General features: G+C 55.5%; 19 protein-coding genes, 4 tRNA genes and 1 other RNA gene. 12 read left to right on the top strand and 12 right to left on the bottom strand.

What is annotated here, in order from left to right:
* Positions 1-13 precede the first annotated feature (13 nt).
* Entirely contained in the window at positions 14-1,429 is a 1,416-nt protein-coding gene (gene gltX, locus DVA43_RS01260; protein WP_114314324.1) for a glutamate--tRNA ligase, read from the bottom strand.
* 257 nt (positions 1,430-1,686) lie between these two features.
* On the opposite strand from gltX, the gene DVA43_RS01255 reads away from it, so the two are divergent.
* From DVA43_RS01255 to DVA43_RS01230, 6 genes are all read left to right on the top strand, one after another.
* Positions 1,687-1,762: transfer RNA gene (locus tag DVA43_RS01255), tRNA-Val, on the top strand.
* 44 nt (positions 1,763-1,806) lie between these two features.
* Positions 1,807-1,882: transfer RNA gene (locus DVA43_RS01250), tRNA-Val, on the top strand.
* A 48-nt stretch (positions 1,883-1,930) separates the two neighbouring features.
* Positions 1,931-2,006 (top strand) — tRNA-Val (locus DVA43_RS01245).
* Between the two features lie 4 nt (positions 2,007-2,010).
* Positions 2,011-2,086 (top strand) — tRNA-Lys (locus tag DVA43_RS01240).
* 29 nt (positions 2,087-2,115) lie between these two features.
* A non-coding RNA gene (locus DVA43_RS01235) (RtT sRNA) lies at positions 2,116-2,239 on the top strand.
* Positions 2,240-2,360: 121 nt separating this feature from the next.
* On the top strand, positions 2,361-2,702 hold the full coding sequence (locus DVA43_RS01230) for a FlxA-like family protein (RefSeq protein ID WP_114314323.1): 342 nt from the start codon (positions 2,361-2,363) through the stop codon (positions 2,700-2,702).
* On the opposite strand, the gene DVA43_RS01225 is transcribed toward DVA43_RS01230, so the two are convergent.
* Positions 2,699-3,634 (bottom strand): LysR family transcriptional regulator, encoded by a 936-nt coding sequence (locus DVA43_RS01225; protein WP_114314322.1) that lies wholly within the window; start codon positions 3,632-3,634, stop codon positions 2,699-2,701. The two genes, DVA43_RS01230 and DVA43_RS01225, sit on opposite strands and share 4 nt — an antisense overlap.
* Before the next feature lie 89 nt (positions 3,635-3,723).
* Between DVA43_RS01225 and DVA43_RS01220 the strand changes: the two genes are divergently transcribed.
* Positions 3,724-4,722 carry a bile acid:sodium symporter family protein gene (locus DVA43_RS01220; RefSeq protein ID WP_114314321.1) on the top strand — a complete coding sequence of 333 codons (999 nt, stop codon included), beginning with the start codon at positions 3,724-3,726 and terminating at the stop codon, positions 4,720-4,722.
* On the opposite strand, the gene DVA43_RS01215 is transcribed toward DVA43_RS01220, so the two are convergent.
* From DVA43_RS01215 to zipA, 3 genes are all read right to left on the bottom strand, one after another.
* Positions 4,719-4,934 carry a DUF3820 family protein gene (locus DVA43_RS01215; protein WP_103180635.1) on the bottom strand — a complete coding sequence of 72 codons (216 nt, stop codon included), beginning with the start codon at positions 4,932-4,934 and terminating at the stop codon, positions 4,719-4,721. The two genes, DVA43_RS01220 and DVA43_RS01215, sit on opposite strands and share 4 nt — an antisense overlap.
* A gap of 1 nt (position 4,935) precedes the next feature.
* Positions 4,936-6,951, bottom strand: a complete 2,016-nt coding sequence (gene ligA / locus DVA43_RS01210; RefSeq protein WP_114314320.1) for an NAD-dependent DNA ligase LigA — start codon at positions 6,949-6,951, stop codon at positions 4,936-4,938.
* A 68-nt stretch (positions 6,952-7,019) separates the two neighbouring features.
* The gene (zipA, locus tag DVA43_RS01205; protein WP_114314319.1) at positions 7,020-8,075 is read right to left on the bottom strand and encodes a cell division protein ZipA; all 1,056 of its coding nucleotides are present in this window, start codon (positions 8,073-8,075) and stop codon (positions 7,020-7,022) included.
* A 230-nt stretch (positions 8,076-8,305) separates the two neighbouring features.
* Between zipA and cysZ the strand changes: the two genes are divergently transcribed.
* The 5 genes from cysZ to crr all read left to right on the top strand — a co-directional run bounded on the left by cysZ (position 8,306) and on the right by crr (position 13,149).
* Positions 8,306-9,067, top strand: coding sequence for a sulfate transporter CysZ (gene cysZ, locus DVA43_RS01200; protein ID WP_103824679.1), 762 nt, complete (start codon positions 8,306-8,308; stop codon positions 9,065-9,067).
* A gap of 154 nt (positions 9,068-9,221) precedes the next feature.
* Complete coding sequence (gene cysK, locus DVA43_RS01195) at positions 9,222-10,193, top strand: cysteine synthase A (RefSeq protein WP_039029656.1); 972 nt, start codon at positions 9,222-9,224, stop codon at positions 10,191-10,193.
* A gap of 379 nt (positions 10,194-10,572) precedes the next feature.
* Complete coding sequence (ptsH, locus tag DVA43_RS01185) at positions 10,573-10,830, top strand: phosphocarrier protein Hpr (protein WP_000487600.1); 258 nt, start codon at positions 10,573-10,575, stop codon at positions 10,828-10,830.
* 44 nt (positions 10,831-10,874) lie between these two features.
* Positions 10,875-12,602: a phosphoenolpyruvate-protein phosphotransferase PtsI gene (ptsI, locus tag DVA43_RS01180; protein ID WP_103824678.1), complete on the top strand. Its 1,728-nt coding sequence runs from the start codon at positions 10,875-10,877 to the stop codon at positions 12,600-12,602.
* Between the two features lie 43 nt (positions 12,603-12,645).
* Complete coding sequence (gene crr, locus DVA43_RS01175) at positions 12,646-13,149, top strand: PTS glucose transporter subunit IIA (protein ID WP_039029658.1); 504 nt, start codon at positions 12,646-12,648, stop codon at positions 13,147-13,149.
* 48 nt (positions 13,150-13,197) lie between these two features.
* On the opposite strand, the gene pdxK is transcribed toward crr, so the two are convergent.
* The 7 genes from pdxK to DVA43_RS01140 all read right to left on the bottom strand — a co-directional run bounded on the left by pdxK (position 13,198) and on the right by DVA43_RS01140 (position 19,948).
* Positions 13,198-14,034 carry a pyridoxine/pyridoxal/pyridoxamine kinase gene (gene pdxK / locus DVA43_RS01170; RefSeq protein ID WP_103824677.1) on the bottom strand — a complete coding sequence of 279 codons (837 nt, stop codon included), beginning with the start codon at positions 14,032-14,034 and terminating at the stop codon, positions 13,198-13,200.
* A gap of 5 nt (positions 14,035-14,039) precedes the next feature.
* Positions 14,040-14,951 carry a cysteine synthase CysM gene (cysM, locus tag DVA43_RS01165; RefSeq protein ID WP_114314318.1) on the bottom strand — a complete coding sequence of 304 codons (912 nt, stop codon included), beginning with the start codon at positions 14,949-14,951 and terminating at the stop codon, positions 14,040-14,042.
* A 114-nt stretch (positions 14,952-15,065) separates the two neighbouring features.
* The gene (gene cysA / locus DVA43_RS01160; protein ID WP_114314317.1) at positions 15,066-16,160 is read right to left on the bottom strand and encodes a sulfate/thiosulfate ABC transporter ATP-binding protein CysA; all 1,095 of its coding nucleotides are present in this window, start codon (positions 16,158-16,160) and stop codon (positions 15,066-15,068) included.
* Positions 16,150-17,025: a sulfate/thiosulfate ABC transporter permease CysW gene (gene cysW / locus DVA43_RS01155; protein ID WP_114314316.1), complete on the bottom strand. Its 876-nt coding sequence runs from the start codon at positions 17,023-17,025 to the stop codon at positions 16,150-16,152. The genes cysA and cysW overlap by 11 nt, the downstream gene beginning before the upstream one ends.
* Positions 17,025-17,858 carry a sulfate/thiosulfate ABC transporter permease CysT gene (gene cysT, locus DVA43_RS01150; protein ID WP_103180651.1) on the bottom strand — a complete coding sequence of 278 codons (834 nt, stop codon included), beginning with the start codon at positions 17,856-17,858 and terminating at the stop codon, positions 17,025-17,027. Before cysT ends, cysW begins: the two co-directional genes overlap by 1 nt.
* Positions 17,858-18,874: a sulfate ABC transporter substrate-binding protein gene (locus DVA43_RS01145; protein ID WP_103824673.1), complete on the bottom strand. Its 1,017-nt coding sequence runs from the start codon at positions 18,872-18,874 to the stop codon at positions 17,858-17,860. Before DVA43_RS01145 ends, cysT begins: the two co-directional genes overlap by 1 nt.
* Positions 18,875-19,048: 174 nt before the next feature.
* Positions 19,049-19,948 (bottom strand): Dyp-type peroxidase, encoded by a 900-nt coding sequence (locus tag DVA43_RS01140; protein ID WP_114314315.1) that lies wholly within the window; start codon positions 19,946-19,948, stop codon positions 19,049-19,051.
* Between the last annotated feature and the right edge of the window lie 44 nt (positions 19,949-19,992).

Genomic DNA, 19,992 nt, shown 5'->3' with positions numbered 1-19,992 from the left:
TTTTTCGTTCTGATTACTGCTGATTTTCGCGCTCAGCAATAAAGTCCAGCGCTCTGTTGATCCGCGCCACGCTACGGGTTTTGCCAATCGCGTGCACCGTAACGTCCAGAGCAGGAGACTGACCGGCACCGGTAACGGCTACGCGCAGCGGCATACCCACTTTACCCATACCGACTTCCAGCTCATCCGCTGTCGCCTGAATGGCATGATGCACATTCTCAGCGCTCCAGTCGGTAATGGCGGCCAGCTTGTCGCGAACCACTTCCAGCGGCTGACGTGCAACCGGACGCAGGTGTTTCTTCGCCGCGTCGGCATCGAACTCGTCATACTCCTCATAGAAGTAACGGCAGTTTTCCGCGATCTCTTTCAGGGTCTTACAACGTTCACCCAGCAGTTTGATCAGGTCGGCAAGCTGTGGACCGTTGCGGGTATCAATATTTGCCTGCTCAATATGCCACTGCAGCTGGGTCGCAACATACTCTGGTGGCAGGGTATTGATGTAGTGATGGTTCAGCCACAGTAATTTATCGGTATTGAACGCACTGGCAGACTTACCTACCGCGCTCAGGGTGAAGAGCTGGATCATCTCTTCGCGGCTAAAGATCTCCTGATCGCCATGGGACCAGCCCAGACGCACCAGGTAGTTCAGCAGCGCTTGCGGCAGGTAGCCGTCGTCACGATACTGCATGACGCTGACTGCGCCGTGGCGTTTAGACAGTTTTTTACCGTCGTCACCGTTGATCATAGAAACGTGGGCGTAAACCGGTACCGGCGCATTCAGCGCTTTAAGGATGTTGATCTGACGTGGGGTGTTGTTGATATGGTCTTCGCCACGCACCACGTGGGTGATCGCCATATCCCAGTCATCCACCACGACGCAGAAGTTATAGGTTGGTGAACCGTCGGTACGGCGGATAATCAGATCGTCCAGCTCCTGGTTGCTGAATTCGATCGGGCCGCGGATCTGATCGTCAAAAATGACTGAACCTTCCTGCGGGTTAGCGAAACGCACTACGCACGGTTCATCCGCCGCATGATGTGAATGATCGTGGCGGCAGCGACCGTCGTAACGAGGCTTTTCGTTATTGGCCATCTGCTCTTCACGCAGCGCTTCCAGGCGCTCTTTCGAGCAGTAGCACTTATATGCAGTGCCCGCTTCAAGCATGTCATCAATGACGGCGTTGTAGCGATCAAAACGTTTAGTCTGGAAATAAGGGCCTTCGTCCCACTCCAGATTGAGCCAGTTCATACCATCCATAATGGCTTCGATTGCTTCCGGCGTGGAGCGTTCGAGATCGGTGTCTTCGATACGCAGCACAAACTCACCGCCCTGGTTGCGAGCAAACAGCCAGGAATAGAGAGCAGTACGCGCACCGCCGACGTGCAGGTAGCCTGTCGGGCTTGGCGCGAAGCGAGTTTTGATTTTCATGAAGTGGCCTTACAGTGATAAAGATGCCGACAACCGGCATATCCTGGAAACTAAAGTGGGCAATATTCTATCACTCCAGCCTGATTCCTCAATCTTGTTACTGTCAGATCGCTCTCTGTAGCCGTTTTTGTTTAGAAATCATGCATCACAGGCGGTTTTGCGATCGTTTTGTTTAATTTTACGACGAACGAACAAAATCTTTAGAAAAGGCGTTGACTCATTTTCAACTCTCCCTATAATGCGACTCCACACAGCGGGGGTGATTAGCTCAGCTGGGAGAGCACCTCCCTTACAAGGAGGGGGTCGGCGGTTCGAACCCGTCATCACCCACCAACTACTTTATGTAGTCTCCGCCGTGTAGCAAGAAATTGAGAAGTGGGTGATTAGCTCAGCTGGGAGAGCACCTCCCTTACAAGGAGGGGGTCGGCGGTTCGATCCCGTCATCACCCACCACTTTCTCGCCAGCTGGATTTCTTGCCGTAGTAAATGAAGTACCGAAGTGGGTGATTAGCTCAGCTGGGAGAGCACCTCCCTTACAAGGAGGGGGTCGGCGGTTCGATCCCGTCATCACCCACCACTTCGGGTCGTTAGCTCAGTTGGTAGAGCAGTTGACTTTTAATCAATTGGTCGCAGGTTCGAATCCTGCACGACCCACCAATGTAAAAAGGCGCCCTAAAGGCGCCTTTTTGCTATCTGCGATATGGACGATTCGAACCTGCAGCAGGTTCGAGCCGAACGCAGTGAGGCACCGGAGCCGTACGGCGACGGCCCGAAGGGCGAGCGAAGCGAGTCATCCTACACGACCCACCAATGTAAAAAGGCGCCCTAAAGGCGCCTTTTTGCTATCTGCGATTCCTACTACTTCAGGTAGCGCTTCTCAAGCCCTTCAATTTTCTGCCGATATCTCTTTTTTAGGCAAGAGACTATCGTCATGACAACGATTCAAACATCCACCCCATCTGTACAAACCCAAAGCAGCGGCAGCAGCAACGCCGGTGGCAGCGACATTGCGTCACAGATCAGCCGCCTGACCTCGCAAATCACCAAACTCACCAAACAGCTGAAAGATGTTGCCAACGGCAGCGGCTCGACGGAAGAGAAAAAAAAGCAGCAGGAGCTGCTGCAGAACCAAATCGAAATGTTGCAGGCCCAGCTCCAGCAGTTACAGCGTCGCCAGGCGGAAGAAGCTCAGCAGAAGCAGGATAAACAGCAGGGTAAAGTGGAAGGCGTTAACTCCCTTTCCGCTGAACACCAGATTGATATCTACGTTTAACGGTTTTCTGGGCTAAAAAGCGGATCACGTATGCGGGCCTGCGTCAGCCGCTTCGCCTGCATGCGTACCACTTCCCACAGCGCCTGAGCAGCACCCGAAAGCGAGCGATTCTTTCGACGAACCAGCATCAGCTTCCGCTCGATGATTGGCGTGAAACGTTTTACCGTCAGCCGACTCCCCTGCGGCAACGGGAGCGCCAGCGCTGGCAGCACGCTAATCCCAATCCCGGCTTCGACCATTGGAAAGAGCGTGGCGGGATGACCAATCTCCTGCACAATCGTCGCCCTGACCTGCTGCTCTGCCAGAGCCGCATCAATCAGTGGCCGACTGCCAGAGGCGTAATCCTGTAACACCAGTTTGGTCCCCTGAAGCGACTGCCACGTCACCTCCTCCAGAGCAGCAAGGGGATCGTCGTCACGGCAAAGCAATAAGAAAGGCTCAGAGAGCACCTCTTCACACTCCAGATCGCTAACCGGCCCCGGATCGATAACGATACCGAAATCGACTTCCCCCAGGCGGATGCTCTCCAGAACCCACTGCTGCGGCCGGTCATGGAGCACAAAATTGATATCCGGGTACTGATGATTACTTTGCGCGATACAGTGTGGAATCAAATGCGCCGAAATGGTCTGGCTGGCGGCGACCCTTACTGTTCCGGAGAGCTGTTGCCCTACTCTGCCTGCATCCCGTAGCGTACTGGTAAGTTCATCCAGCAGTCTTTCCAGACGCGCGGCCAGCTGTTGACCCGCCTCTGTCAACACCACCTCACGGGTAGTGCGATCGATAAGCCGCACGCCGGTCTGTAACTCCAGCTCTTTCACGCTATGGCTCACCGCGGACTGGCTCAGGCCGATCATCGTTCCCGCGCGGCTGAAACTTTTCGCCTGCGCGACGGTGACAAATATACGAAGTTGCCGCAGAGAGTAATTCATCTGTTTTACTCATAAATTGATGCAATAAATCAATTTTATTTCTCAAACGGAGTTAAGCACAATAGCGTTATCTGTTTTCAGGAGTGTTTATGAAACTTTTGCGCATTCTCGATCCGTTCACCCTTATTCTTATCGTCGTGGTTCTGCTCGCCTCCTTCTTCCCGGCTCGCGGCGGCTTTGTCCCTTTCTTTGAAGGTTTAACCACTGCCGCCATCGCGCTGCTGTTCTTTATGCATGGGGCAAAACTCTCCCGTGAGGCAATTATCGCGGGCGGCAGTCACTGGCGACTGCACCTGTGGGTAATGTGCAGCACCTTTGTCGTTTTCCCTGTGCTGGGCGTGCTGTTTGCCTGGTGGGCGCCAGTCGACGTCGACCCGGCACTTTATACCGGCTTCCTCTATCTCTGCATTTTGCCAGCTACGGTGCAGTCGGCCATCGCCTTTACCTCCATGGCCGGCGGTAACGTGGCGGCTGCGGTCTGTTCAGCCTCCGCCTCAAGCCTGTTGGGGATTTTCCTTTCGCCGCTTCTGGTGGGGCTGGTGATGGACATGCACGGCGCAGAGGGCAGTCTGGAGCAGGTGGGCAAAATCATGCTGCAACTGCTGCTGCCGTTTGTGCTGGGGCATCTTTCCCGCCCGTGGACCGGGGCATTTGTGGCGAAACATAAAAAGTGGATCGCCAAAACCGATCAGTCATCGATTTTGCTGGTGGTCTACTCCGCGTTCAGCGAAGCCGTGGTGCATGGCATCTGGCATAAGGTTGGGGTCGGATCGCTGCTGTTTATCGTGGTGGTCAGCCTGGTGCTACTGGCGATTATCATTGCCATCAACATCTTTGCCGCGCGCCGCTTCGGGTTTAACAAAGCTGACGAAATCACCATTGTCTTCTGTGGCTCGAAAAAGAGTCTGGCTAACGGCATCCCGATGGCCAACATTCTGTTTCCAGCCTCGGTGGTTGGGATAATGGTGCTGCCGCTGATGATCTTCCACCAGCTGCAGCTGATGATTTGCGCGGTGCTGGCGCGTCGCTACCGTCGCCAGACCGATGAGTTGCAGGCGCGGGAGCAGGCCCGCGCGGCAAAAGTTTAAGGACGTCTCAGGGGCTGAACCAGCTGGGTCAGCCCTTCGGTTTTAATCAGCAACGTTAAGGCCATCAGCTCACCCAGATGCCCGGCAGGAAATTCATCCTTACGGGCAAACCACAGCAAATACTCTTCCGGCAAGTCAATCAGCCGACGGCCTTTGTACTTGCCGAACGGCATTTCGGTATTGGCTATCTCAATAAGCTGCGCTTTATCCACGTTACTCTCCCAACAGACGCAGCATTTCGTCTTCGTCGATGACCGTAATGCCCAGCTCCTGCGCTTTGGCAAGTTTAGAGCCCGCCGCTTCACCGGCAATCACCAGGTCGGTTTTCTTCGACACGCTGCCAGCCACTTTCGCCCCCAGCGCCGTCAGACGCGCTTTAGCATCATCGCGTGAAAGCTGGCTCAGGCTACCGGTCAGCACCACGGTTTTGCCGGCAAAGGGGCTATCGATCTCGTCGGCGTTGATCGCCACCGGCGCAGACCAGCGGATCCCTTCATTAAGCAACTGACCGATAACGTCGCGGTTGCTCTCTTCCGAGAAGAAGTTAAAGACGTGGGTAGCAACCACGATGCCAACGTCCGGCACCTTTTGCAGTTCGTCGATCGTCGCCTTTTCGAGCGCCTCCAGCGTACCGAAATATGCCGCCAGCCCTGCCGCCGTCGCTTCGCCTACTTCGCGGATACCCAGTGCGTAGAGGAAACGGGCAAAGGTGGTCTCTTTGGCCTTTTCCAGCGCATCGGCCACGTTCTGGGCAGATTTAGGCCCCATGCGATCCAGCCCGGTCAGCTTACCGGGCGTCAGGCGGAACAGATCGGCTGGCGTATGGACATACTCTTTTTCCACCAGCTGGTCGATGATCTTATCGCCCATACCGTCTACATCCATTGCCCGGCGGGAGACGAAATGTTTCAGGGACTCTTTGCGCTGGGCGCCGCAGACCAAACCGCCGGTACAGCGGGCTACGGCCTCCCCTTCGACGCGCTCAACATCTGAGCCGCACACCGGACAGTGGGTCGGGAACTCAACGGGGCGCGTATCGTCAGGACGCTCTGATTCCACCACGTTCACCACCTGCGGGATCACGTCCCCGGCACGGCGGATCACCACCTTATCGCCAATACGCAGCCCAAGCCGATCGATCTCATCGGCGTTGTGCAGGGTTGCATTGCTGACCAGTACCCCGGCCACCTGAACCGGCTCCAGACGCGCGACAGGCGTTATCGCCCCGGTTCGCCCCACCTGGAACTCTACGTCACGCACAAAGGTCATCTGTTCCTGCGCCGGGAACTTAAAGGCTACCGCCCAGCGCGGCGCACGGGCGACAAAGCCAAGCTGCTCCTGCAGTGCGAGGGAGTTGACTTTGATCACCACCCCGTCGATATCGAAGCCCAGCGTCGGACGATCGGCTTCAACCTGACGATAAAACGCCAGCACGGCCTCCGGCGAGTCGCACAGCTGCACCCGGTTACTGACCGGCAGCCCCCAGGCTTTAAACTGCAGCAAACGGCCCAGATGGGTATCAGGCAGCTCGCCCCCTTCCAGGATGCCGACGCCATAGCAGAAGAACGTTAGCGGGCGCTTCGCGGTAATACGCGGGTCAAGCTGGCGCAGCGATCCGGCGGCGGCATTGCGGGGGTTAGCGAAGATTTTGCCGCCGGTACGACGCGCCTCTTCGTTAATTTTTTCAAATCCCGCCTGGGGCAGGAAAACTTCGCCGCGCACTTCGAGACGTGCCGGAATGTTCTCGCCATGTAATTTGAGCGGAATGGCGCGGATGGTACGCACATTGGCGGTAATGTCCTCGCCAGTGGTGCCATCGCCGCGGGTGGCCGCGCGGATCATCACGCCATTTTCGTACAGAATGCTGACGGCCAGCCCATCCAGCTTCAGCTCGCAGCACCAGCTCAGGGCATCGGTATGCTTCAGGCGATCCTGGACGCGTTTGTTGAAGGCGAGGAAGCTCTCTTCATCAAAGACGTTATCCAGCGACAGCATCGGCACTTCATGACGGACCTGGCTGAAAAAGGCCAGCGGTGCCGCCCCGACGCGCTGGGTTGGCGAGTCCGGCGTGATTAATTCGGGGTGCTGCGCTTCAAGCTCGCGCAGCTCACGCATCAGACGGTCATACTCCGCGTCCGGCACTTCCGGCGCATCCATCACATGATAGAGATATTCATGGTGGCGAAGCGTGGTTCGCAGTTCGGTGAGTTGTTGTTCGATTGAGTCCATGTCGCACCATTAATGAGAAAAACCCCCGACAGGCGGGGGTTGAGGAGGTGTGAAACAAACGCGAAAGTTTACGCGTTAGCTTCTTTCACTTCGCGGATGCGGTCCTGATATTCGCGCAGTTTCTGCGGCGTCATCATTCGACGCTGATCGTCGAGCACCATACCGCCGACTTCATCGGCAATATGCTGAGCGGACTGCAGCATCAGCTTAAAGTTTTGCAGTTCATCGCCATACGAGGGCACCTGCATAAAGATCGTAATGCCCGGCGTCGTGAAATCACCGGTCATCTCAGGATCAAAGGTTCCCGGATTAACCATATTCGCCAAGCTGAACAGCGAAGGACCGCTGCCGTCAGGGCTGAGGTGGCGATGGAAGATATTCATATCGCCAAATTTAAAGCCCGCCTGATGAATGCTGTTAAGCAGCACGTCGCCATTCAGGGTGGTGCCCTGGTGAGCCGCAACGCTCATCACAATCACCGTCTCTTTACGCTGTGGTTTTTCAGCCACTGGCGCGGCCTCGACAACCGGCTCCGGCTCTGAAACCGGTGCTGGCGCAGGGGCGGGTTGCGGCGCTGGTGCAACAGGCTGTGGCGCCTGCTGTACGACAGGTTGTGGCTGCGGCTGTGGTTCAGGCTGAGCGGCATATTGCGGCTGCGGCACCGGCTGCTGACGCACAGGTTCATGCTGCTGCGGCACGGGCTGCTGTCGCACAGGTTCATGCTGCTGCGGCACGGGCTGCTGTCGCACAGGTTCATGCTGCTGCGGCTGCGGCTGGCGTACCGGTTCGGCCACGGGCTGCGGCGCAGCGGGACGTGGCTGTGCAGAGGCGTAAGGCGGCTGGTACTGATGCTGCGGAGGCTGACGAGGCGCTTCATGCTCCCCATGGCCTGCGCCGGGCACACTATTGGCCCGATGAACGCGTACTTCACCTACACCCTCGTCTTCCATGTCGTCGATATCCTCATCGCTATCGTCGTCACGGGTAGACTTCATGCGCTTCAGTGGGCGATCGCGAAACATAGAAGAGCGCTCTTTACGGCTGGTCCAGAACCCATGGACCAGTAAAGCGATTATGGCGATCGCGCCAACAATGATTAATATCAGACGCAAATCCTGCATCATTATATTCTCTGTTGTTCTAACACCTTGCCACCACGGCAAACATTTACTCACTAAGAGTATTTGCCGATTACGTCAAGTGCAAGTGCGTGCAGAGCATTCGCAGCATAAAGATGAGTTAAATCGTGCTTTTTGCTGTTTTTTCGAACATTTCCGAACTGGTCAACGTGCCGCAACTGGCTAATATAGGCAGGCAATTTCACTGGTTGTGATAAAAGGAGCTCAACCTGGTTATGGTTTCATCGACATCTTCCCCTTCACGCAGCGGCGTCTGGTACTTTTCGCAGGGCTGGAAACTGGTTTCCCTGCCCGGCATCAGACGCTTTGTGATCCTGCCTCTGCTGATCAACGTTCTGCTGATGGGGGGCGCCTTCTGGTGGCTGTTTACCCGTCTGGACACCTGGATCCCGGCGCTCATGAGCCATGTTCCCGACTGGCTGCAATGGCTGAGCTATCTGCTGTGGCCGATTGCGATCGTTTCGGTTCTGCTGGTGTTTGGCTACTTTTTCTCGACGCTCGCCAACTGGATCGCTGCCCCCTTTAACGGTCTGCTCGCCGAACAGCTGGAAGCGCGGCTGACGGGCGCCACGCCGCCGGACACCGGCGTGCTGGGGATTATGAAAGATCTGCCGCGGATTATGAAACGCGAATGGCAAAAGCTGGCATGGTATCTGCCCCGCGCCATCGTGCTGCTGCTCCTCTATTTTATTCCCGGTATCGGCCAGACCGTAGCGCCAGTGCTCTGGTTCCTGTTCAGCGCGTGGATGCTGGCCATCCAGTATTGCGACTATCCTTTTGATAACCATAAAGTGCCTTTCAAAGAGATGCGCACCGCTCTGCGCAGCCGCAAAGTTGCCAATATGCAGTTTGGTGCGTTGACCAGCCTGTTCACTATGATCCCGTTCCTTAACCTTTTCATCATGCCGGTGGCGGTGTGCGGGGCCACGGCGATGTGGGTGGATTGTTATCGCGACAAACACGCTTTGTGGAAATAAGTTAAAAAGAGGGGTGGCTTATGCCGCCCCTTATTCCATACTGATCCCCATTATTTCTATGCAGCATATAGATATGCGATTTCCTTACTTCCCCCTACCTATGCAACAGGTATGCTGGGACGGTATCCCAATTTCAAACAGTTAAGGACAGGCCATGAGTAAGATTTTTGAAGATAACTCGCTGACTATCGGTCACACGCCCCTGGTTCGACTGAACCGTATCGGTAATGGACGCATCCTGGCGAAGGTAGAATCTCGTAACCCAAGCTTCAGCGTAAAATGCCGTATCGGTGCCAACATGATTTGGGATGCGGAAAAGCGTGGCGTGCTGAAACCGGGCGTTGAGCTCGTTGAGCCGACCAGCGGTAACACCGGTATCGCGCTGGCCTACGTTGCCGCCGCGCGCGGTTATAAGCTGACGCTGACTATGCCAGAAACCATGAGTATCGAACGTCGTAAACTGCTGAAGGCCCTGGGCGCAAATCTGGTCTTAACCGAAGGCGCAAAAGGCATGAAAGGCGCTATTCAGAAAGCAGAAGAAATTGTGGCCAGCGATCCGGCTAAATATCTGCTGCTGCAGCAGTTCAGCAACCCGGCTAACCCGGAAATCCACGAGAAGACCACCGGTCCGGAAATCTGGGAAGATACCGACGGTCAGGTTGATGTCTTTATCTCTGGTGTCGGTACCGGCGGTACGCTGACAGGCGTGAGCCGTTATATTAAAGGCACAAAAGGTAAAAAAGATCTTATTACCGTTGCCGTTGAGCCAACCGACTCTCCAGTCATTGCCCAGGCGCTGGCCGGAGAAGAGCTGAAGCCGGGCCCGCATAAAATTCAGGGTATCGGCGCGGGCTTTATTCCAGGCAACCTGGATCTGAAACTGATTGATAAAGTTGTGGCTATTACTAACGATGAAGCCATTTCTACCGCGCGCCGCCTGATGGAAGAAGAGGGTATTCTGGCGGGTATCTCCTCCGGTGCTGCTGTAGCCGCCGCGCTAAAATTACTTGAGGATGAAACCTTTACCAATAAGAATATCGTGGTTATTCTTCCATCGTCGGGTGAGCGTTATTTAAGTACTGCCCTGTTTGCCGATCTCTTCACCGAGAAAGAACTGCAACAGTAGTGCCAGAATGTAAATATCGCGTAAAAAAGCACCCATTCGGGTGCTTTTTTGTGGCCTGCTTCAAACTTTTATCTCTTCCGGCATTGCTCAACCCCGTTGGCTCTGGTATTTAAGCTGACAATTATTTTGAAGCACGAAATTAATCGATCCAGGAATTCGCGCTGCTGAATCGATTTTATGATTTGGTTCAAGTCTTGCTTTCGCGGCATAATGTTTAATGTCGAGCGAGACGTCAGCAGCCTGACATGCCAGTGCCGGAATACGTTTGACACATTTGTGCCTCGTGCCGTTAAGCCGGTGCTAACAATACAGGCTAAAGTCCTGCCGCCAGGCTAGACTTTAGTTCCACAACACTAAACCAATAAGTTGGGGAAATACAATGTTCCAGCAAGAAGTTACCATTACCGCTCCGAACGGTCTGCACACCCGCCCTGCTGCTCAGTTTGTTAAAGAAGCAAAAGGCTTCACTTCTGAGATCACTGTGACTTCCAACGGCAAAAGCGCAAGCGCAAAAAGCCTGTTCAAACTGCAGACTCTGGGTCTGACTCAGGGCACCGTTGTGACCATCTCCGCGGAAGGCGAAGACGAGCAGAAAGCAGTTGAGCATCTGGTAAAACTGATGGCTGAGCTCGAGTAAGTATCCGGGTTCTTTTAAATATCAGTCACAAGTAAGGTAGGGTTATGATTTCAGGCATTTTAGCATCCCCGGGTATCGCTTTCGGCAAAGCACTTCTGTTGAAAGAAGACGAGATCGTCATCGACCGGAAAAAAATTTCTGCTGATAAGGTAAATCAGGAAGTTGAACGTTTTCTGAGTGGCCGTGCAAAAGCATCTGCGCAACTGGAAGCGATCAAAACTAAAGCTGGCGAAACTTTCGGTGAAGAAAAAGAAGCCATCTTCGAAGGGCACATCATGTTGCTCGAAGATGAGGAGCTTGAGCAGGAAATCATAGCCCTGATTAAAGATAAAGGCATGACAGCGGATGCCGCTGCGCATGAAGTTATCGAAGGTCAGGCATCTGCCCTGGAAGAGCTGGATGATGAATATCTGAAAGAACGCGCGGCTGACGTGCGTGATATCGGTAAGCGCCTGCTGCGCAACATCCTTGGCCTTGCCATTATCGATCTGAGCGCGATTCAGGATGAAGTCATCCTGGTTGCTGCCGACCTGACCCCGTCAGAAACCGCACAGCTGAACCTGAACAAGGTGCTGGGTTTCATCACCGACGCGGGTGGCCGTACCTCCCACACCTCTATCATGGCGCGTTCTCTGGAGCTGCCAGCCATCGTGGGTACCGGTAGCGTGACCGCACAGGTGAAAAACGACGATTATCTGATTCTGGATGCCGTAAACAACGTGGTTTACGTCAACCCAACTAACGAAGAGATCGAAAAACTGCGTACCGTTCAGGAGCAGGTTGCGACTGAAAAAGCGGAACTCGCTAAGCTGAAAGATCTGCCTGCTATTACGCTGGATGGTCATCAGGTAGAAGTGTGCGCAAACATCGGTACCGTACGCGACGTCGATGGCGCTGAGCGCAACGGCGCGGAAGGTGTCGGTCTCTATCGTACTGAATTCCTGTTCATGGACCGTGACGCCCTGCCAACCGAAGAAGAGCAGTTTGCTGCCTATAAAGCGGTTGCAGAAGCCTGTGGCTCTCAGGCCGTTATCGTCCGTACCATGGACATCGGCGGCGACAAAGAGCTGCCGTACATGAACTTCCCGAAAGAAGAGAACCCGTTCCTGGGCTGGCGTGCCGTGCGTATCGCCATGGATCGCAAAGAGATCCTGCGCGACCAGGTCCGCGCTATCCTGCGCGCCTCCGCTTTCGGTAAACTGCGCATCATGTTCCCGATGATCATCTCTGTTGAAGAGGTGCGTTCACTGAAGAAAGAGATCGAAATCTTCAAACAGGAACTGCGCGACGAAGGTAAAGCATTCGACGAAGCAATCGAAGTTGGCGTGATGGTAGAAACCCCAGCTGCCGCGACGATTGCCCGTCATTTAGCCAAAGAAGTGGACTTCTTTAGTATTGGTACCAACGATTTAACCCAGTACACCCTGGCAGTTGACCGTGGTAATGATATGATTTCACATCTTTACCAACCAATGTCACCGTCCGTACTGAACTTGATCAAGCAAGTTATTGATGCTTCTCATGCAGAAGGTAAGTGGACAGGCATGTGTGGTGAGCTTGCAGGCGATGAACGTGCTACACTTCTGTTGCTGGGTATGGGTCTGGACGAATTCTCTATGAGCGCCATTTCCATCCCGCGCATCAAGAAGATTATCCGTAACACGAACTTCGAAGATGCGAAGGTGTTAGCAGAGCAGGCTCTTGCTCAACCGACAACGGACGAGTTAATGACGCTGGTTAACAAGTTCATTGAAGAAAAAACAATCTGCTAATCCACGAGATGCGGCCCAAATTACTGCTTAGGAGAGAAGTCTAATGGGTTTATTTAGTAAACTATTCGGTGACAAAGGCAATAACGACACCGGAACTATTGAGATTGTTGCTCCGCTGTCTGGTGAGATCGTCAACATCGAAGACGTGCCAGATGTCGTATTTGCTGAGAAAATCGTTGGTGATGGCATTGCTATCAAACCAACCGGTAACAAAATGGTTGCACCGGTTGACGGCACGATTGGTAAGATTTTTGAAACCAACCATGCATTCTCTATCGAATCCGATAGCGGTATTGAGCTGTTCGTTCACTTCGGTATCGACACTGTTGAACTGAAAGGCGAAGGCTTCAAGCGTATCGCTGAAGAAGGCCAGCGCGTTAAAGTTGGCGATCCGGTGATTGAATTCGATCTGCCACTGCTGGAAGAGAAAGCCAAGTCTACCCTGACGCCGGTTGTTATCTCCAACATGGACGAAATCAAAGAGCTGATTAAACTGTCCGGCAGCGTCACCGTGGGTGAAACCCCGGTTATCCGCATCAAAAAGTAATTTTTGACCGCACAGAAAAATGGCGCCTTCGGGCGCCATTTTTGTTTGTCAGAGGGGTAAAACCAGTTCGTCGTACCCTTTTTCCTGAGTGTACTGCATGACCTGCGTCACCCTCTCCCCTGCCCGATTTATCGCCGCCGCCACACTCTCATTCTGCACCAGCGCGCTGACAAGCTCTGAACAAAACAGATCGCCAGTACCTTTAAGATCGACGTTGACACGGGGATGGGTGCTGATTGTCACCTCGTCATGGGATACCAACACCACATGAATAGCGTCAGCGTCACCGGCCACCGGGGCGCTGGTAATCGCCACCCACTGCAGCGTATCGGAAAGGAGCCCTTTTGCCGCCGCAATGGCGCTGGCGTTATCCCGACACGTTTTGCCACTGAGCACTTCCAGCTCGTAAACATTGGGCGTAATCCCCTGCGCCAGCGGCAGCAGATGCTGACGATAGGCCTCCGGAATGTCGGGTTTAACGTAGGTTCCGCTGTCGGTGTCGCCAATGACCGGGTCCACCAGAATAAAGATATCCGGATGCTGCGCCTTAATCGTGCGCAGCCAGTTCGCCAGCAGGATAATCTGGCTGGCGCTGCCCATGTAGCCGGTGGTAACCGCTTTCAGCTCCCGCAAAATGTCCCGCTCGTCCAACGCTTGCAGGTAGCCGCTGAACCACTCGTCGGGGATCACCCCACCGTAAAAGGTGTCGTAGTGAGGGGTATTACTGAACAGCACGGTCGGTATCGCCGTCACGTTGAGGCGATGCTGTCGAATATTGGGCACCGCAATGCTGTTGCCCACGCTGCCATACACCACCTGCGACTGCACAGCCACAATATCGCTCTGCTGCGCCCGGGTTTTATCCCGGAATAAAATCATCTCCATCGCTTTTAGATCCCTGCCCCCTGCGTATAGCTCTCCTCACCAAACACGCCGGTAGAGAGATAGCGATCGCCGCGATCGCAGATGATCGCCACCACTACCGCGCCCGGCACCGCCTGTGCAATGCGCAGGGCACCTGCTACCGCGCCACCTGAACTGACGCCGCAAAAAACGCCTTCGCGCACGGCCAGTTCACGCATGGTATTTTCCGCCTCGCGCTGGTGAATATCCAGCACCTGGTCCACAAGCTGAGCATTAAAAATGCCCGGCATGTACTCCGCAGGCCAGCGGCGAATACCCGGGATGCTGCTCCCCTCTTCCGGTTGCAGGCCAACAATGGTGACCGCTTTTTCCTGCTCACGCAGAAAACGAGAGACGCCGGTGATGGTGCCCGTGGTTCCCATGCTGGAGACAAAATGGGTGATGCGGCCTTCGGTCTGCTGCCAGATCTCCGGGCCGGTGGTGGTGTAATGGGCATAGGGGTTATCGGGGTTGTTGAATTGATCCAGCAGCTTACCTTCACCGCGCTCAGCCATCTCAAGGGCCAGATCGCGCGCCCCTTCCATCCCCTGCTCTTTGGTCACAAGAATCAGCTCGGCACCGTAAGCCCGCATCGCGGCACGGCGCTCCTGGCTCATGTTGTCCGGCATCAGCAGCTTCATGCGATAGCCCTTGAGGGCGGCGATCATCGCCAGCGCAATGCCGGTGTTCCCGCTGGTCGCCTCGATCAGCACATCGCCGGGTTTGATTTCACCGCGCTTTTCCGCCTGGACAATCATCGACAGCGCGGCACGATCCTTCACCGAACCCGCCGGGTTGTTGCCTTCCAGTTTGATCCAGATTTCGCTGCCGTTATCCGGCCCCATCCGTTGCAGCTTGATCAGAGGGGTATTGCCGATGGTTTGTTCTAATGTGTTCATGACCGCTGTCCAATAAAAAGCCCGGTGGCGCTGACGCTTACCGGGCCTACACAAAGCATATCGTAGACCGGGTAAGCGCAGCGCCACCCGGCAAAACTACGTGGCGTTAACCTATCAGGCAGATTCCGCCAGAGCAAGATTTCCGCGCGTCTCGATACGATCCTTGTCGTGGTAAATACGCGCATGTTGCAGGCCGACAAACAGGCGTTCACCACGGTGCGGCGGCTCCTCGTCGCGCATCACCACCGTTAACGGTTCGTTGTACCAGCCCAGCGGCTGTACCACCAGTTGGGTGTAGTGACCTTTTGGGCTGGCTTCCAGCACCTGGACTGGCAGCGGCGAGTCGAGACTGGTGCGACGGCTGACATCCACTTCCCACGGACGCAGGAAGAGATCGACCGGCCCCTGATAGCCTGGGGTATAACCCAGCGGCCAGCGGTGGGCGCCAACGTGGAACTGGCCGCCGCGGATGTTGCCATGCAGTCGGTTCACTTCCCCCATAAACTCCAGCACGAAGCGGGTCGCCGGTTCACGCCAGAGCTGCTCAGGCTCATCAACCTGCTCGATATTCCCCTGGCTCATTACCACCACCCGGTCGGCTACTTCCATCGCCTCTTCCTGATCGTGGGTGACGAAGACGCTGGTGAATTTCAGCTCTTCATGCAGTTGGCGCAGCCAGCGACGCAACTCTTTACGCACCTGGGCATCGAGCGCGCCGAAGGGTTCATCCAGCAGCAGGATCTGCGGCTCCACCGCCAGGGCGCGGGCCAGCGCCACGCGCTGTTTCTGGCCGCCGGAAAGCTGGGCCGGATAACGGTCAGCCAGGTGCGCCAGCTGCACCATCTCCAGCAGTTTGGTCACTTTCGCTTTGATGGTGGCGGCGTTTGGACGTTCACGGCGCGGCAGCACCGTCAGGCCAAAGGCGATGTTATCGAACACCGTCATGTGGCGGAACAGGGCGTAATGCTGGAACACAAAGCCCACCTTACGGTCGCGCGCATGCAGGCGGCTGACGTCGGTGCCGTGGAAGCGGATGTGCCCACTGGTCTGATGCTCCAGACCGGCGATAATACGCAGCAGCGTGGTTTTCCCGGAGCCAGACGGCCCCAGCAGCGCCACCATTTGTCCGGAAGGGATATCCAGCGAGATATCGTTCAGCACCTGGGTGCGACCAAAGGACTTCTTAATATTGGCAATCTCAATGCTCATGATTTCCCTCCTGATGATGGCGTTTGGCCTGATTCTCTAAACGCCACTGCACCATACTCTTTAAAAACAGGGTCAAAATAGCCATCAGCGTCAGCAGGGCTGCGGCGGTAAAGGAACCGACGGTGTTATAGTCCTGCTCCAGCAATTCAATTTGTAACGGCAGCGACAGCGTTTCGCCGCGGATAGATCCGGATACCACCGACACCGCACCGAATTCGCCAATCGCACGGGCGTTGGTCAACACTACGCCATAGAGCAGCGCCCAGCGGATATTCGGCAGGGTGACGCGGCGGAACATCTGCCAGCCGGATGCGCCCAACAGCACCGCCGCTTCGTCTTCGTTGCTGCCCTGGCTTAACATCACCGGCACCAGCTCACGTACCACAAACGGACAGGTAACAAATATCGTGACCAGCACCATGCCCGGCCAGGCGAACATGATCTGCAGGTTATGCTCATCCAGCCAGCCGCCCAGCGGGCCGTTGGAGCCGTAGAAGAGCAGATAGACCAGACCGGCCACCACCGGTGAGACCGCAAACGGAATGTCCAGCAGGGTCAGCAGCAGCTGGCGGCCCGGGAAATTAAAGCGGGTGACCAGCCAGGCCAGCAGAATGCCGAACACCAGGTTTACCGGCACGGTGATAAGCGCAATCATCACCGTCAGCCAGATGGCATGCAGCATGTCCGGGTCGGCCAGATTTTGCAGCGCGGGCATAATCCCTTTGCTGAACGCCTGGACAAAGATATAGACCATCGGCACGACCAGAATGAAGGCCGATACCAGCACGCCGGTGCCAATCAGCACCCATTTTCCCCAGTTAATACGGGGCGCGTCGTAGCGTTTCAATTGAGTGATTTCCGCCATCAGTGACCTACCACGCGTCGACCAAAGCGACTTTGCAGAGTGTTAATCGAGAACAGCAGCAGCAGCGATGCCGCCAGGATCACCGAGGCAATGGCGCTCGCCGCCGGGTAATCAAACTCCTGCAGGCGAACAAAAATCATCAGCGAGGTCACTTCGGTTTTCCACGCGATGTTACCGGCGATAAAAATCACCGCGCCAAACTCACCGAGGCTGCGGGTGAACGACAGCGCCACGCCTGCCAGCAGGGCCGGAGAGAGCTCAGGCAGTACCACCTTGCGGAAGCTCTGCCAGCGCGTTGCGCCCAGCGTTTCTGCCGCCTCTTCATATTCCGGGCCTAACTCTTCCAGTACCGGCTGCACGGTTCGTACTACAAACGGGATGCTGGTAAAGGCCATCGCCACCGCAATACCGAGCCAGGTATAGGTCACTTTGATATCAAACTTCGCCAGCCACTCGCCGTAAAAACCGTTGACGGAAAACAGCGAGGCCAGAGTCAGACCCGCCACCGCGGTGGGCAGCGCGAAGGGTAAATCCATCAGCGCATCCAGCAGCGTGCGGCCCGGGAAACGGTAGCGGGTTAAGATCCACGCCATCAGCAGACCGAACACGCCGTTAAACAGGGAGGCGACAAACGCCGACAGCAGCGTCACTTTATAGGCCGCCACCACCTGCGGATTGCTGATCACCTCCCAGTACTGGGACCAGCTCATCTCAGAGAGCTGGACCACCAGCGCGCTGAGCGGTAACAACAAAATCAGACAGACGAACAGCAGGCTGGTCCCGAGGCTTAAGGTAAAGCCCGGCAGCACACGTCTGGAGGAAACTGCAAACATTACTTACGCCCCGCCGCCAACAGTTTGTCTAACTCACCGCCGCTGGCGAAATGGGTTTTCATCACCTCAGGCCAGGAGCCAAAGTGATCTTCCACGCGGAACAGCTCGGTCTGCGGGAATTTGTCTTTCAGCTTGTTCATCACGTCCGGGTTATTCACGCGATAGTAGAAATCGGTGATCACCGTCTGCGCCTGTGGGCTGTAGAGATAGTTGAGATAGGCTTTCGCCGCCTTCTCCGTGCCGTTGGCTTCGATATTTTTATCCACCCACGCTACCGGGAACTCCGCCAGCACGTTGGTTTTCGGGATAACCACTTCAAAGCCCTGAGCTTCGTACTGCTTACGGATGTTGTTCACTTCCGATTCAAAGCTGATCAGCACATCGCCCAGACCACGTTCCGCGAAGGTGGTGGTGGCACCGCGACCGCCGGTATCGAACACTTCAACGTTTTTCAGGAACTGAGTCATGAACTGTTCGGTTTTGGCTTTATCGTTGCCGTCAGCTTTGTCCGCGGCACCCCAGGCGGCCAGGTAGGTATAACGCGCGTTGCCGGAAGTTTTCGGGTTCGGGAAGATCAGCTTCACGTCAGAACGCACGAGGTCGTTCCAGTCGTGGATGTTCTTTGGGTTGCCCTTACGCACCAGGAAGCCCATGGTGGAGTAGAACGGCGAGCTGTTGTTTGGCAGACGGCTCTGCCAGTTGGCCGGGATCAGCTTGCCTTTATCGTGCAGGATCTGCACATCGGTGACCTGGTTATAGGTGACCACATCGGCCTTCAGCCCCTGCAGAATGGCCAGCGCCTGTTTCGACGAGCCGGCATGAGACTGCTTAATGGTCAGCTTATCGCCGTTATTCTCTTTCGCCCACTGCTGTTCAAATGGCGGGTTCAGGGCGGCAAACAGCTCGCGCGAGACATCATAGGAGCTGTTCAGCAGCTCGGTTGCCTGCGCCTGCGCGACCAGCAACACTGAAGCTGCCAGCACCAGAGATCCTTTTTTCAGTACAGTAATGGCCATTGCGCACCCTTAAAATGTGATGTTTTTCTCAGGGCCATAATATTTATAACGCGTACTAAAGGAGTAACGGTTTTATATACCGTTTAGTGATTTGGAAGCAGAAAAGGGAATAAGGGTGCGGGTAAAGTGCCGGGTGGCGCTTACGCTTACCCGGCCTGTGAAAGGAGTGCCGTTTTATAACGCCAGCAGACGCTCGATAGATGGCGCAAAGTAGTAGCCGCCGGTCACCGGTTTGGTGAAGCGCAGCATCGCGTCGCGCTTGCCGTCGGTGTCGCCAAACATGCTCAGCAGCTGCTGTTCAATGTTATACAGACGCGCGCAATAAGCGCAGAAGTAGAGGCCGTGTGTGCCGCTGGCGGTACCATACGGCAGGCTCTGGCGGACAATCTTCAGCCCTTTGCCATCCTCTTTCAGATCCACGCGACTCAGATGTGAGGTCACCGGGCGCTCGTCGCCGTCGATCTCTTCATTGGCCTCTTTGGTGCGGCCAATCATCATCTCTTGGTCGTGCACGCTCATGCGGTTGAGCTGTTTGAGGTTATGCTCCCAGCGCTGGACGAAGACGTAACTGCCGCCCGCGTCCACGCCCTCTTTGATCACCGCTACTTCACGAGGGGTCTCATCCCCAGCCGGGTTTTCGGTGCCGTCAACAAAGCCGCTCAGATCGCGATCTTCCACCCAGCGGAAACCGTGGATCTCTTCTTTTACTTCAACGCAGTCGCCAAAGGCAGCCATCGCAGCCTGGGCAATGGAGAAGTTCACGTCATGACGCAGAGAAAGAATATGGATCAGCACGTCGTACTGGGTGGCCGGAGCCAGACCTTTACCATAAGGCACAAAGTCTTTCAGCTCTTCGGCCCCTTCTCCGCCGCTCAGCTGACGCCAGACGTTGTGGCCAAACGCCACCACTGCGCCGCAGTGGGCATCCGGGAATTTGGCCTGGAAGGTGGCCACGTTATCAATAAAGACTTTGCTGGCCGCACGCAGGGCATCAACATCCCCTTTGACATTGGCTTCGATCCAAATCGCCGCGCGGCAATGTTCTGGCAAAATGCCACTCTGAACCTGAGACATCGCTCCTCCTGAAAAAAAGATGCCACGAAGTCGTGGCATGGTTG

The sequence above is a fragment of the Leclercia sp. W6 genome, from assembly GCF_003336345.1.
Taxonomy (GTDB): Bacteria; Pseudomonadota; Gammaproteobacteria; order Enterobacterales; family Enterobacteriaceae; genus Enterobacter.
This window is presented reverse-complemented; position numbering and strand designations above follow the sequence as displayed.